Raw genomic sequence first — 13,555 nt, 5'->3', positions numbered from 1 at the left:
CATTTTAGCCTTCAACAACATCGATACCCATGCTTCGGGCTGTACCTTCAACCATCCGCATTGCTGCCTCTATACTTGCTGCATTCAGATCCTTCATCTTCATATCCGCAATTTCGCGAACTTTAGATTTAGGGATCGTGGCAACCTTCTTGCGATTGGGTTCAGATGAGCCGGAATTAATATTGGTCATCTTTTTAAGTAGGACAGACGCAGGCGGAGTTTTGGTAATAAAGGTAAAGGAGCGATCTTCATAGACCGTGATTTCCACCGGAATAATAAGCCCAGCTTGATCCTTTGTGCGCTCATTGTACTCTTTACAGAAGGCCATAATATTGACCCCATGTTGACCAAGAGCCGGACCAACCGGAGGTGCCGGTGTAGCTTTACCTGCAGTGATTGCTAATTTGACCAAACCAATTACTTTCTTTGCCATAGTTTAACACCTCCTTGATAGAATAATCCCTATTTTAGTCGAGTTTTTGAACCTGTCCGAAATCTAATTCCACAGGCGTCTCTCTTCCAAACATCGATACTTCCACACGCAACTTGCCCTTATCAGGGAATATTTCTCGAACCACTCCGACAAAGTCTTTAAATGGCCCAGCTATAACCTGAACCGTTTGATTAACCTCGAAATCAATTTTAGCACGCAGATCATCCATTCCCATTTGCTGGAGAATCTGGATTACCTCTTCTTCAAGGAGTGGAATCGGTTTAGTTCCTGTACCCACAAAACCCGTTACTCCCGGTGTATTGCGAACAACATACCATGAGTCATCGGTCATTTCCATTTCAACAAGAACATATCCCGGATAAACCTTACGCTTCGTTACTTTTTCCTTCCCATTTTTGAACTCAACCTCGTCTTCCATGGGAACAAGAACGCGAAAGATCTTCTCCTCCATATTCATGGATTCTACGCGTTTTTCGAGATTCATTTTAACTTTATTTTCATAACCCGAGTACGTATGAATAACAAACCAGTCTTTAGCCATTTCTCAGGGACCTCCTCAGACACTGCCGCAGAAACTCGCAGTTTAGGGCACTAGCTTGGTTAAGGCAATACTTAAACCGCCGTCCACAGCCCACATGAGAACAGAAACAATCCCCACCGCAACAAATACTACACCCGTGTAGGCAAGCAATTGTTTACGACTTGGCCAGTGAACTTTTTTTAATTCACTCAGAACTCCGCGAAAGTAGTCCTTCGTCTTATCCGCTTGCTTCTGAGTATTAGCTGGTTTTTTCAACGCGCCCATCACTTCACATCCTTAAACGACATCGGTGTCCTCGACATTGTGACAACGCTTCCTGGCGTACAGTTTAAAACGTCACAAAAAAAAATTACTTGGTTTCTTTATGGAGAGTATGGCTTTTGCAGAACTTACAATACTTTTGGACTTCTAAACGATCAGGATTATTCTTCTTGTTCTTCATCGTAGCATAGTTACGGTGCTTGCAATCCGTACACGCTAAAATAATGCCCACACGCACTCACGAACACCTCCCAGACAACAGTAGGACGCTGCATTTATTCCATTACTCAAGTACTGTATCACAAGATGATTACCCTGTCAAGAAAATACGGGATGAAGTAACTTGGCCAGCGTTCGTAGTGAATAAAACAAAAAGACAGCAGCGCTGCCTTTCAACTTCAAAATAAATGGAGCCAACGATGGGACTCGAACCCGCAACCTGCTGATTACAAATCAGCTGCTCTACCAATTGAGCTACGTTGGCATTTTGTTTAGCACCTCTCTTGTTGAGTGGCACTCATATAATCTAGCACTTTTTATAAAAAAATGCAAGCATTTTTCTTTCCAGGAATTTATGTAAAATTACCCATCCCGACGTTCAAGATAGCGTTCAAGTTTCCTCTTCACTCTCTGCAACGCGTTATCGATTGATTTCACATGTCTTTTCAAGTCAACAGCAATTTCCTGGTAGGACTTCCCTTCCAAGTAGGACATCAGTACCTTCCATTCTAAGGAACTGAGAATCTCACCCATCTTTTCCTCAATGTCATCGAATTCCTCTCGGCTGATGATCAGTTCCTCCGGATCCGTAATACGAGTTCCTGAGATAACATCAAGCAATGTCCGATCAGAATCTTCGTCATATATTGGCTTATTGAGTGAGACATACGAGTTAAGGGGAATGTGTTTCTGCCTTGTAGCTGTTTTAATAGCAGTAATAATCTGGCGGGTTATACATAACTCCGCAAATGCCCTGAACGATGAGAGCTTATCGCCGCGAAAGTCTCTTATGGCCTTATAGAGTCCAATCATTCCTTCTTGAATAATATCTTCGCGATCCGCACCTATGAGAAAATAGGAACGAGCCTTTGCCCTAACGAAGTTCTTGTATTTGTTGATTAGATACTCTAGTGCTGTAGCGTCGCCTTCCTTGGCAAGCTCAACCATCTCTTCATCTACGATAATGTCGATGATTTCGCACTCTGGTAGTTCTGGTTGGGCTTGAAAAGTCAAGTTGATCCCCCCTACAATGTCGTCATGAAGAAGACGCAATCTCGCCTAGCCCTTGTCCATGGGAACATTCTCATTATACCCGACCCCTAAGAAAAGCGTCAAGGCGAAGTTTTGGTTGTTCTGTCGCATGGGCGTCATTTGAGTCCTGATATTCAATCTCCGAAGTTCAATATTGAGTGAAAGCTACTCTTTTAGAAGTATCATAACCAGTGACGTCCAATCTTTCAAGTCTAATTTTTATCCAATCGTGCTTTCTTCGATAGGGGACTCCGCCCCCCACTGAAGTTTCGATGTTCAGCTTCAGCCAAACGATTTCACATTTCTACACCGTCTCTAGTTTATGGCTTTATAGATCTTTGCCTTAAGACCTCATAGAGCATGACTGATCCTGCGACACTGGCGTTAAGCGAAGTCACCTTGCCTTTCATAGGCAAGCTGACAATTTCGTCGCAATTCTCCCTTAAGAGACGGCTAATTCCCTTGCCTTCACTGCCAATGACGATAACTCGCGGGCCTGTGAGATCTGCTGTAAATACATGGCCTCCTCCGGCTTCCGCTCCGGACACCCAGCAGCCTTTCTTTTTCAAATCCTTAATGGTTTGAACTAAATTACTTACACGAGCAACCAGAACATGCTCAACCGCTCCGGCCGATGTTTTAGCAACAGTTCCGGTCAACGAAACACTGCGGCGTTTCGGAATAATAACCCCATGGGCCCCGACAGCATCAACGGTTCTCAGCAAGGCACCCAAATTATGCGGGTCTTCAATTTCGTCCAGCATCAGAATAAAGGGATCTTCCTGCCGTTCTTCAGCCAGTGCCAGAATATCCTCCACTTCAGCGTATTCTCTGGCAGCAACATAAGCTAAAATACCTTGATGGCTTTCCTTCTGCACTAAACGGTCAAGAACCTGTCGTTTTACAAACTGATAGGGAATGTTCCGTTCTTGCAGCAGAGAAAGGATTTCATGATTCCTCTCGCTGGTATTCTCCGAAACCATAAGTACTTTATTGACAGGTTTACCGCTTCTCAGCAGTTCAATAACCGGATTTTTACCATAAACGATTTCATCGTTCAACTTGTTCACGTCTTCTTTCCTTTAAGGGTTTGTAATCTTCCACAACTATAAGTGCCCTGATGACATACTCCCTGAGTCACACAGGTCGGTCCCGCTTCGCTGAAAAGGTTTGGAGCCGGGCCCCGTACCAGGTTCAGCATCTTCTCTGCCAAAGCGCGAATTTCCCATTGAGCCCTCATGCAGGTTCGATGTTCAAAGAAATTTAATAAGGAGCGAGCGTTAAAGGTAGCCATTAAAGAGGTGGTACAGGCGTTGGGCAGAACAAAACGAGCATCTTCCGCAGGCACCATAGCCTGAAGGGCTTGATATTCTTCTTGAAGGTTTGCCATAACCTTTGCAAAACGCTCCATAGCCTCAGGGCTGCGCTGAATGCTTGGGGGAACGACATAGTCAAAGCCATTCTCTTTGACATAACGCTGAGAGCGCTGAGAGTAGCTGGCAATTCTATGACGCACTAATTGATGGGACAAGACCCGCGAGACACCATCGATTGAAAACTGGAAGCTCACATGTTCAAAGGGGGATAAATGTCCCATATCACGCAGTTTACGCACAAAGCGCGCCACCGTCTCATCCTCTAAGCGATCCAAAAGTTCAGGCACAGGATCTGCCGAATAACACAACCGAGCAGCAGCGGCCACCACCTTTTCCGGATCTGGCGTGTATTGAATTAGATCCACTCTCATCTCGACGGCCTTCTTTCCTCTTCATCATTCTTCTAAACCGATTCCGCTGGGTCCTTTGCCAATAATTCCATCAACTTGACTAAAGGCCCACTGCATACGCTGAGCTTGTCCGCTTAATTGCCAATATCCAACTAAACTTTCAAAAGCCGTAGCATAACGATAGGTTACCACGTCAACATTTTTCGGGTACCCGCCTTTAGCATTTCTTCCACGTAAAACAACCTTCCGTTCAACATCATCAAGTTCCGGAAAAAGGGCTTGTAAAATCTGCGCTTGAGCCCCCGCCCGAACATAATTAATTGCTTGTTTGTGAAGTTCCTTAACTTTTTCATTCCCTAACTCCAGCAAATGGGTTCGAACCCATAATTCGTAGACAGCATCCCCCAAATACGCCAGGGTTAAAGGATTCATCTCTTGCCAACTGCGCATACGGTCACCTTTCAAACCTATTTAATCTTCCACCTCGCACCTTGTGGAGTATCCTCAATTACAATTCCCTGAGCCTTAAAGGCATCCCGGATAAAGTCCGACATTTCCCAGTCTTTTTTCTGTCGGGCTTTAGAGCGGATCTGCAGAACAAGATCCATTACCTTAGAGAGCATCTCTTCATTTTCTACCTGAACTTGAGCCGGATGCAGAAAATCGAAGCCTAATATTTCTCCCAGTTCAATGAGAGTTTTTTGAGCTTTAGCCAGACCTTCTGAAAAAGCAGGATGTTCTTGAACAGATCCGTTCATCGTCTTGGCTAATTCAAAAAGCGCCGCATAAGCCAAAGCTGAATTAAAATCGTCATCCATCGCCTTTTCAAAGGCCTGGCGTGCTTCTTCTGCAACCTTGATTAATCCCTGCTCAGCCTGCTCATTTTTAGCGGATTCAGTCCTTTCCAGGGCTTGCTGGGCTAAACGAACGCTTGTCTGTAATCGTTCAAGCCCTTTTTGGGCCATTCCCAAATTCTCGTCGTTAAAATCCAACGGACTGCGATAATGAGTTCCAAGTAAATAAAAGCGAATCACTTCTCCGGAATTTTTGGCCAACAGTTCCCTGGTCGTAAAGAAATTTCCTAAGGACTTAGACATCTTTTCCTGATTAATCGTCAAGAAAGCATTGTGCATCCAATAATGAGCAAAGGTTTGGCCATCTAAATAACCTTCCGTCTGGGCGATTTCATTTTCATGATGCGGAAAAACCAAATCTCCGCCCCCGCCATGAATGTCGAAGCCCGCTCCTAAGTATTTCAAAGACATAGCCGTACATTCAATATGCCATCCGGGACGTCCCATACCCCAGGGACTTTCCCAGGCCGGTTCTCCCGGTTTGGCCTTTTTCCAGAGAGCAAAGTCCATAGGATGGTGTTTGCGTTCATCCACTTCAACCCTTGCACCGGCCTTCATATCCTCTAATGTTCTGCCCGAGAGCTTTCCATAACCAGGAAATTGATCTACAGCAAAATATACATCTCCATCGACATCATAGGCAAGGCCTTTTTTAATCAACCCCTGGATAATTTCGAGCATTTCCGGTATATGTTCCGTAGCTTTGGGATGAACCGTAGCCGGAAGAATGTTAAGAGCTTTAGCATCTTTAAAATACTCATCGATATACTTTTGCGCTAAAGCCAAAGGGTCCATTCCTTCCACATTGCCCCTCTGAATAATTTTGTCATCAACATCCGTAAAATTTTGTACGTAGCGGACCTCATATCCTTTATACATGAAGTAACGCCTTATCATGTCAAAAACAACAAACATTCGTGCATTTCCCGCATGAAAGTAATTATACGTCGTCGGACCGCAGACATACATCGCAACTTTCCCGCTCTTCCGGGGTTTGAACTCCTCTTTCTGCCGGGTCATGGTGTTGAATAATTTTAAAGACATTGTATCGACTCTCCTCTTCTTTTAAACGTTTTTCCAAATATTCAACTCGCTGCATTAAACATCGAAGCATTTCATTGACCGGGTCCGGAAGATCGTCATGCCTCAAATCAGGATCTTTAATTGGAACCCCATGATGAAGGACAATCTTGCCTGGTATGCCTACGACAGTTGTATCACTGGGAACAGACTTATTTACAACAGAGCCCGCTCCTATTTTAACATTATCTCCAACTTTAAATGAACCTAAAATCTTAGCTCCCGCCCCAATAACAACATTATTGCCAATAGTCGGGTGCCGTTTGCCTTTTTCTTTTCCGGTTCCCCCAAGAGTAACCCCTTGATACAACGTAACATTATCACCAACTTCTGCAGTTTCGCCAATCACCACGCCGCTGCCATGATCAATAAAAAATCCTTGCCCGATTGTAGCGCCCGGATGAATCTCAATTCCCGTGAGAAACCTTGAAAATTGAGAGATCATCCTCGGTAACAGTACAAAATTATGTTTATATAACCAATGAGCTAGGCGATGAAAAAGCACCGCATGAAAACCCGGGTAACAAAAGATAACCTCTAGTATACTTTTAGCAGCAGGATCCCGTTCGAAAATAACGCGAATATCGCGTCGAAGTTGCCCAAACATCATCGCTGGCAGACACCCCTTTCCTTTTTCATCGTATTCTCTTAGCCAAAAATCGGACACAAAAAAGCAGAATCTCCGTCCAGAGACGAAAGATTCCGCGGTTCCACTCTGATTGAACGACCCAAGTCATTCCAACTCAAAACTTTAACGCAGTTAACACGGAAAGGCATACTTTAATTCTGCCCTTCAGCTCAGAGATGCACTTCCAAAAATTCCTGCCGATGGCTTACACCAATTCCATCTTCGCTAAGGGCAATCCTTTTTGTACTCTTTCTCATCATAGCCTTAATTATTAATTAATGTCCAATTATAGGACAGATCCCTGCCGCTGTCAATAAAGTGTCATACCATTTCCGGGTACTATTCCAGTTAAGTTATACTGATAATTTACTGATCCCAATGTCCAGTCTGCGCAGAGTTTCTGTTTTACCTAATATTTCAGCCAATTCAACACCACCGCCAGGACTTGACTCCTTGCCGGAAAGAGCGGTTCTAAGAGGCCAGAGAACTTGTCCATTTTTGACTCCAAGTTGTGAAATGACGTTGGCCAAAGTTTTCTCCAGTTCACTCAGGTCCCAGTTTTCCAAAGCAGTTAAAGCCTCACGGGCCGCCTTTAAATTACTTAAGGAATTAACAGCGTCTGTTTTCATCTTCTTATGGACAAATAGGTTAATATCATAATCCGGGAGGCTCTTGAAGAAATCAATCTTCTCCGGAATTTCATTGAGAATTTCTATTCTCTTTTGTAATAGGGCACTGACCTTTTGGGCATCGATGCCTGCACCAAGAGCATCTTGGTAATAAGGCAGGGCTAAAGCATTAAATTCTTCCAGACTTAATCTTCGCAGGTATTCGCCGTTCATCCACTTTAATTTATTAACATCAAAGATTGCCGGAGACTTGCTTAAACCTTCAACATTAAATAGTTTCTCAAGCTCCTGGAGCGTAAAGAATTCTTCATTAGTCCCCGGATTCCATCCCAACAAAACAATATAATTTACAATAGCTTCGGGTAGATACCCTTGAGAAATAAAATCTTCAAAGGAAGCATCGCCTTCACGTTTGCTTAATTTCTTTTCGGCCGTTTTCATAATTGGCGGTAAATGAATATACTCCGGAATGTCCCAGTCAAAAGACTTATAAAGCAAATTATATTTCGGTGTGGAGGAGAGGTATTCCGATCCGCGCACAACATGGGTGATTTCCATCAAATGATCGTCAACTACATTGGCAAAATTATAGGTTGGCAATCCATCAGACTTTAAAAGCACTCCCTCATCGAGTTCTGAATTAGCGACGGAAACCGTACCGTAGACAAGATCATGAAACTCTGTTATACCTTCCTCAGGTATCCATTGCCGCACAACACAAGATTCATTATTGCTTAGCTTTTCCGAGATTTCCGCTGATTTTAAATGTTTACATTGACAATGATGCTTGATAGGAACAGCCCCAGATTGACTGTCGTTTCCTAAGCCCTCGCCTCGCTCTTTAGAGCAAAAGCAGTAATAAGCACCTTTTAATTCAACCAGCTTATCGGCATATTCCTTATAGATTGATTTCCTTTGACTTTGGACATAAGGCCCATAAGGTCCCCCGATATCAGGGCCTTCATCGTACTTTAGGCCAACAATATTCAGCGTTTTTAATATCACTTCAACAGCGCCCTCGACAAAACGGGCTTGATCTGTATCTTCTACTCTTAATAGAAATTTTCCGCTCTGAGATTTCGCAATTAAATATTCATAAATAGCAGTTCTTAAGTTGCCAATATGCATATAGCCTGTCGGGCTTGGAGCAAATCTCGTCCTAACTTCTTTCATAACAAACCACCTTAAAACATTTTTATCTCTTATCCTTTACGACATTAACAATAGCCTGGGCCCCAATGCCTTCACTTCGTCCTTCAAAGCCCAGTCGTTCCGTAGTTGTTGCTTTCACGGATACGCTTTCAAGGTCAACATTTAAAGCCCGAGCGAGATTTGCGCGCATCCGGGGTATGAAAGGAGCAAGCTTCGGACGCTCTGCCACAATAAGACTGTCAATATTTCCGACGCGGTAACCCTGCCCTTTAATCAGTTCGACAACTCGCTCCAACAAGAGAAGACTGGAAATTCCGGCATACCGAGGATCATGATCAGGAAAATGAGACCCTATATCTCCAAGTGCCAATGCCCCTAACAAGGCATCCATAAGGGCATGAATTAAAACATCCGCATCCGAATGTCCAAGCAAACCCCTTTCATAGGGAATCTCCACGCCACCCAAGATCAGAGGTCTCCCCTCAACCAAAGCATGAACATCATAACCTATTCCAACTCTAATTTTCAACACCCCAAATCTATGTTTCGCGCATTGTTAAAATGCGTTCCGCTAACCAAAGGTCCTCCGGCGTAGTAACCTTGATATTCTCCTGAGAGCCCTCAATTACCTGAACCGGATACCCCATCCATTCTAACAAAGATGCGTCATCTGTGCCATAGTACCCGTTAGAAGCGGCACGAAGATGTGCTGCCTCTAACGTCTGACGTTCAAAAATTTGAGGTGTTTGTACTGCCCGTAAACGTTCTCTGGGCAGGGTATCTGTTACACATCCGAAATCATTAATCTGCTTAATGGTATCTTTGACCTGAATCCCCATGGTCGCTGCCGTAAACCCTTCGGCGGCTTGCAAAAAGCGATGAAAATCCTTCAATGTCAAAAGGGGCCTAGCCCCATCATGAACCACTACTCGTTGAATAGTGGAACTGAGCGCTAGTACCCCTAAGCGAACGGAATCTTGACGTTGGACTCCACCTTGGCAAATCCTTGCTACTTTATCTAACTTATACCGAATAACAAGGTCTTTGATCAAAGCAAGGTCATTTTCTGCCCCAACAATCACTATTTCCGAGACGCAGTCGGACATTTGAAATACTCTTACCGTATGGACTAAAATAGGTTGTCCCCTTAAGCTAAGAAATTGTTTATTGCCTTCGGCCCCCATCCGTTTACCTTGACCCGCTGCAGGAATAACGATGCCTAATTCAGCCAATCGCATTCACCTCATCCGTTGGACGAAGACCCATCGACTTTTTTTCCAGAGAACTTTTAGGTTTTGCAAAAATCATGCGGCCGGCAGCTGTCTGCAGAACACTGGTTACTAATACGGTAATATTTTGTCCCATATAACGACGACCCGTATCCACGACAATCATCGTTCCGTCATCCAGATATGCCACACCCTGACCCGGTTCCTTTCCTTCTTTCATGACTTGAACCAGCATCTCTTCCCCAGGGAGAACAATTGGTTTCAGGGAATTGGCTAATTCATTAATATTCAAAACCTTGACGCCCTGAAGTTCAGCGACTTTGTTTAAATTATAGTCATTGGTTAAAAGAGGCGAATCCAAAACTTGACCCAAACGAACCAGTTTACTGTCGACCTCGTTAACATCTTCGAAATCCTGCTCGTGTATATGAACCCTAATGGCTGTTTCCTTAGAGATCTGATTAAGAATATCCAGCCCTCGGCGTCCTCGATTTCGTTTCAACAGATCAGAAGAATCTGCGATATGGCGAAGCTCTTCTAATACAAAGCTTGGAATAAGTAAGGTTCCCTCAATAAACCCTGTTTTGACAATATCAGCAATTCTGCCGTCTATAATTACGCTTGTGTCAAGAATTTTATAGTGAGGGCCCTCAACAGCAATACTCTCCCCAGTCCCCAAAATCTGATCGGCCTTTACTTCCTTCTGTTTTTCTCCGCGATCCCTGAATTTAGGTATGAAATTAAGGAATCCCAAAACATCCTCTTTGCGTTTCATACCTATTGTAACGCCAAGATAACCTAAGAAAAGACTTAAAAGTACCGCAAGCAGCGGACCAAAAAAGGTGATACTAATAAATGAATTACTAAATAAACTTGAAATAATAAGTCCAATAATTCCACCAATAGCCCCACCCATCAAATCATGAGTCGGGACTCTGGTTAAGCGGGAATCCAGCCACCGCATCAGTTTAAGAACAGAACGAATAGTCACAGGTGCCACTAGAAAACCCAGACAAGCAAAGAGGAAAATCATAGCAACATAGGTCCAAACAGGGGAAAAATTCCATTTAAACGATTGTAAAAGATTAAGACGCAATAATAGGTAATCTACATAAAATCCCAATGCACCAAATAATAGGGTGATGATCCCGCGAATTAAATTGCGAATCATCATTTCACCTCCTTTTCTTTTATCATAGTTTGACTAAAAGTCTTTCCAATTATACAGTTAATTCCATTTATTTTCAAGCAAAGGGAATATAATCCTTTAAGCCAAGGCTTTAGAAACCCATTGCCTTACCGCATCCTCTTCAGATCCTTCCGTCAGAACAAGCTCGCTAATCAAGATCTGACAAGCGTTTTCAAACATCTTCTTTTCCCCGGTTGAAAGTCCTTTTTCATTTTCCCTTTGAGCAAGGCTGCGTACTACATTAGCAACTTCAAAAATATTGCCGCTCTTTATCTTTTCCAGGTTGGCACGATAACGTCGATTCCAGGCCAGGGTCGTCGCCGTGTCTTTTGTCTTTAATACCTCTAAGACGTCTTTAACCATGGACGGTGATATAACTTGCCGCAAGCCCAAGTTTTCAACATTTTTCAAAGGTATAAATAACTTCATATTACCCACAGGCAAATGCATGACATAATATTGGCTTATTTCGCCGAGAACTTCCCGTTCCTCAATGGATTCAATGATCCCGGCACCATGCATTGGATAAACAACTTTATCACCAACATTAAACATTCAGCCACCCCCTTCTTACCATTATAACAAGTTACAATGTCCGGGTCAAAATTTTAAAATTATATCACACAAGTCTTAAGCCTGTCAATTTCCCTTTTTGTTCTCTTACGCTCCCGAAAATTGACAACGACCTAACCATCTCGTTATAATAGAAATGGCAGAAAGGAGTGAGGATACTCGGTGGAACAACTCACTGACCAATTCCAAAATATCGTGAAGTCTCTGTTAATCCGACACCAAAGTATTTTGGACATCCTGTCCAAAGGCCAAGAAACTTCAGCACGCGTTAACAGGGCCGTTGTCAAATCGGTAACCAATTGCGGTTGTCATTCAGTGAATGCGCACAAGAAGTCAATCCCCCCCGATGCAAGCCTTGCCGATTTAAAAGACCTCTTAGACAGCCAACTCGAAGGGGATCTCTGCGATAACTGCAGAGACATTATAGAGGCGGAAATGGGCAAACAACTCTTTTACATAGCTGCCTTAGCTAATGCTTTGAACATTTCCCTGTCGGATGTCCTCAACCTGGAATGCAAGAAATTACAAACCCTTACCATTTTTAATCTAACCTAAAAACAGCATTCATTAAGCTCCTGCTTAGCAGGAGCTTTTATATTTTGCTTCTAAACACTAAACAAAAAATAATGCTGCCTGACTCTTTAAATCACAAGTTTTGTTCCTTTCACATAGGATAACTTGATGTGAAAGGAGTGAAACGGATGTTTCTACAGGCTCTTCTAGTCAGTTTTGCCCTCTCTGTCCTAAAAGGCGCCAGTCTGCTCGTTTCCTATGTTAACAATAACGCATTCCCACATCCTCTTAACAAAGACGAAGAATTACACTACCTACAATTATTAGAAACAAGTCGCGCAAACCCTTCTCCTGAAGACACCGCTCTCAGCAGGAACATTGAAACTGCTCGCAATAAATTGATCGAGCACAATTTACGTTTAGTCGCTCATGTTGTTAAAAAATATGAAGGTCCTGAAGAAAGAACCGAGGATTTGTTTTCCATCGGTATTGTTGGCTTAGTTAAAGCGATTAATACTTTTAATCTAAAAAAAGGGGCAAAGTTAAGCACCTATGCAGCCCGCTGCATTAATAACGAAATCCTGATGCACTTTCGCATCTTAAAAAAGCGCCGCGGCGAAATGTCCATCTATACACCCATTGGTCAAGATACCGGTGATGGCGAATTGAGTATTTTAGAAAGCCTTTCAGCCGATACTACCCCCATACCTGAACTAATCGCTGACGAAGAAGATCAGCGTCTATTACTGGAAAATGTTAAAAAACTCCCGCCTCTTGACCGTCAAGTTCTTCATTTAAGATTTGGCTTATTGGAAGAGAACGAACATTCACAACAAGAAATAGCCGATATTCTCGGGATATCCCGTTCTTACGTATCGCGAATTGAAAAGAGGGCTATTCAGACCTTAACTCTGGAAATGAAAGACAGCCTCCCCTAGTTTATCTGAATCACTAACGGTTATTGGTTACTTTAAGTAACGGTAAAACTTGAAAAAGATTTTACCGTTACTTACATAATTGGATCAATCTAGAACCATACTTACCTATATTAGGTTAAAATCATTTGGCTATAAGCTGTCAAACACACAAATTCCAAAAAGGAGGAACTATAAATTGAATCAAAATTGGAATAAAGTGTCCCAGCAAAGGACTAATAACCCCACCTCTATGCAAAATTCTAAAAACTCACCCTCTAATACCAACGAAAAAGAGAGAGACACCCTAAACCCAACAAAAGACAAAAGTCCGGATGATTTGGAAATAGTTTAAGCTATAAACCATAACCAATAACCTAAATCAAGGCCAGCTTCAGCTTCAGCCTTGTTTTTTTATCCTTATAGTTTGGACAAGGGCTCAAGTATCTATGCTCCTATATTCGACAAGAATTCCACAAAACCTTTAGTCATTTGATTAATTCACAAAGTTATCACACAATTTCCAACAGTAATTACTTCTTGTTCATTGGTCTTGTCACT

Annotated in this window: 18 protein-coding genes, 1 tRNA gene and 1 other annotated feature; of the genes, 3 read left to right on the top strand and 16 right to left on the bottom strand. The window is 42.9% G+C overall.

Annotated features, from left to right (window positions below; genetic code table 11):
* Window positions 1–4: 4 nt before the first annotated feature.
* The 16 genes from rplK to ACPUYX_RS07975 form a co-directional block, all read right to left on the bottom strand.
* Window positions 5–433: a 50S ribosomal protein L11 gene (gene rplK / locus ACPUYX_RS08050; RefSeq protein ID WP_088228164.1), complete on the bottom strand. Its 429-nt coding sequence runs from the start codon at window positions 431–433 to the stop codon at window positions 5–7.
* Between the two features lie 34 nt (window positions 434–467).
* Window positions 468–995 (bottom strand): transcription termination/antitermination protein NusG, encoded by a 528-nt coding sequence (gene nusG / locus ACPUYX_RS08045; protein WP_426379198.1) that lies wholly within the window; start codon window positions 993–995, stop codon window positions 468–470.
* A gap of 42 nt (window positions 996–1,037) precedes the next feature.
* Complete coding sequence (gene secE / locus ACPUYX_RS08040) at window positions 1,038–1,259, bottom strand: preprotein translocase subunit SecE (protein ID WP_047808614.1); 222 nt, start codon at window positions 1,257–1,259, stop codon at window positions 1,038–1,040.
* An 85-nt stretch (window positions 1,260–1,344) separates the two neighbouring features.
* Window positions 1,345–1,494, bottom strand: coding sequence for a 50S ribosomal protein L33 (gene rpmG / locus ACPUYX_RS08035; protein ID WP_014825554.1), 150 nt, complete (start codon window positions 1,492–1,494; stop codon window positions 1,345–1,347).
* A 170-nt stretch (window positions 1,495–1,664) separates the two neighbouring features.
* Window positions 1,665–1,740, bottom strand: a tRNA-Thr gene (locus ACPUYX_RS08030).
* Window positions 1,741–1,838: 98 nt separating this feature from the next.
* Entirely contained in the window at window positions 1,839–2,489 is a 651-nt protein-coding gene (gene sigH / locus ACPUYX_RS08025; RefSeq protein WP_047808613.1) for an RNA polymerase sporulation sigma factor SigH, read from the bottom strand.
* Between the two features lie 338 nt (window positions 2,490–2,827).
* Window positions 2,828–3,577 carry a 23S rRNA (guanosine(2251)-2'-O)-methyltransferase RlmB gene (gene rlmB, locus ACPUYX_RS08020; protein ID WP_242976052.1) on the bottom strand — a complete coding sequence of 250 codons (750 nt, stop codon included), beginning with the start codon at window positions 3,575–3,577 and terminating at the stop codon, window positions 2,828–2,830.
* The gene (thyX, locus tag ACPUYX_RS08015; RefSeq protein WP_426379197.1) at window positions 3,574–4,254 is read right to left on the bottom strand and encodes an FAD-dependent thymidylate synthase; all 681 of its coding nucleotides are present in this window, start codon (window positions 4,252–4,254) and stop codon (window positions 3,574–3,576) included. Before thyX ends, rlmB begins: the two co-directional genes overlap by 4 nt.
* Window positions 4,255–4,278: 24 nt before the next feature.
* Window positions 4,279–4,683: a Mini-ribonuclease 3 gene (locus ACPUYX_RS08010; protein ID WP_426379288.1), complete on the bottom strand. Its 405-nt coding sequence runs from the start codon at window positions 4,681–4,683 to the stop codon at window positions 4,279–4,281.
* Window positions 4,684–4,700: 17 nt separating this feature from the next.
* Window positions 4,701–6,131: a cysteine--tRNA ligase gene (gene cysS / locus ACPUYX_RS08005; protein ID WP_426379196.1), complete on the bottom strand. Its 1,431-nt coding sequence runs from the start codon at window positions 6,129–6,131 to the stop codon at window positions 4,701–4,703.
* Window positions 6,028–6,774 carry a serine O-acetyltransferase gene (gene cysE, locus ACPUYX_RS08000; protein WP_426379287.1) on the bottom strand — a complete coding sequence of 249 codons (747 nt, stop codon included), beginning with the start codon at window positions 6,772–6,774 and terminating at the stop codon, window positions 6,028–6,030. The genes cysS and cysE overlap by 104 nt, the downstream gene beginning before the upstream one ends.
* A gap of 78 nt (window positions 6,775–6,852) precedes the next feature.
* Window positions 6,853–7,064: a binding site (T-box leader), on the bottom strand.
* Between the two features lie 84 nt (window positions 7,065–7,148).
* Complete coding sequence (gene gltX / locus ACPUYX_RS07995; RefSeq protein ID WP_426379195.1) at window positions 7,149–8,597, bottom strand: glutamate--tRNA ligase; 1,449 nt, start codon at window positions 8,595–8,597, stop codon at window positions 7,149–7,151.
* 22 nt (window positions 8,598–8,619) lie between these two features.
* Window positions 8,620–9,105 carry a 2-C-methyl-D-erythritol 2,4-cyclodiphosphate synthase gene (gene ispF / locus ACPUYX_RS07990; protein WP_426379194.1) on the bottom strand — a complete coding sequence of 162 codons (486 nt, stop codon included), beginning with the start codon at window positions 9,103–9,105 and terminating at the stop codon, window positions 8,620–8,622.
* Between the two features lie 10 nt (window positions 9,106–9,115).
* A complete protein-coding gene (gene ispD, locus ACPUYX_RS07985) occupies window positions 9,116–9,808 on the bottom strand; it encodes a 2-C-methyl-D-erythritol 4-phosphate cytidylyltransferase (RefSeq protein ID WP_426379193.1) in 693 nt (230 codons plus the stop codon).
* Window positions 9,801–10,976 (bottom strand): PIN/TRAM domain-containing protein, encoded by a 1,176-nt coding sequence (locus ACPUYX_RS07980; RefSeq protein WP_426379286.1) that lies wholly within the window; start codon window positions 10,974–10,976, stop codon window positions 9,801–9,803. The genes ispD and ACPUYX_RS07980 overlap by 8 nt, the downstream gene beginning before the upstream one ends.
* A gap of 96 nt (window positions 10,977–11,072) precedes the next feature.
* Entirely contained in the window at window positions 11,073–11,549 is a 477-nt protein-coding gene (locus tag ACPUYX_RS07975) for a CarD family transcriptional regulator (protein ID WP_426379192.1), read from the bottom strand.
* Window positions 11,550–11,729: 180 nt separating this feature from the next.
* On the opposite strand from ACPUYX_RS07975, the gene ACPUYX_RS07970 reads away from it, so the two are divergent.
* From ACPUYX_RS07970 to ACPUYX_RS07960, 3 genes are all read left to right on the top strand, one after another.
* Window positions 11,730–12,122 carry a DUF1573 domain-containing protein gene (locus ACPUYX_RS07970; protein WP_088228172.1) on the top strand — a complete coding sequence of 131 codons (393 nt, stop codon included), beginning with the start codon at window positions 11,730–11,732 and terminating at the stop codon, window positions 12,120–12,122.
* 146 nt (window positions 12,123–12,268) lie between these two features.
* Window positions 12,269–13,018 (top strand): RNA polymerase sporulation sigma factor SigK, encoded by a 750-nt coding sequence (sigK, locus tag ACPUYX_RS07965; protein WP_426379191.1) that lies wholly within the window; start codon window positions 12,269–12,271, stop codon window positions 13,016–13,018.
* Between the two features lie 175 nt (window positions 13,019–13,193).
* Entirely contained in the window at window positions 13,194–13,349 is a 156-nt protein-coding gene (locus ACPUYX_RS07960) for a hypothetical protein (protein WP_426379190.1), read from the top strand.
* Window positions 13,350–13,555 lie beyond the last annotated feature (206 nt).

Source organism: Desulfosporosinus sp. SYSU MS00001 (genome assembly GCF_049943955.1).
GTDB lineage: Bacteria > Bacillota > Desulfitobacteriia > Desulfitobacteriales > Desulfitobacteriaceae > Desulfosporosinus.
Note: the sequence above shows the minus strand (reverse complement) of the source record. Positions and strands in the feature narration are given on the sequence as shown.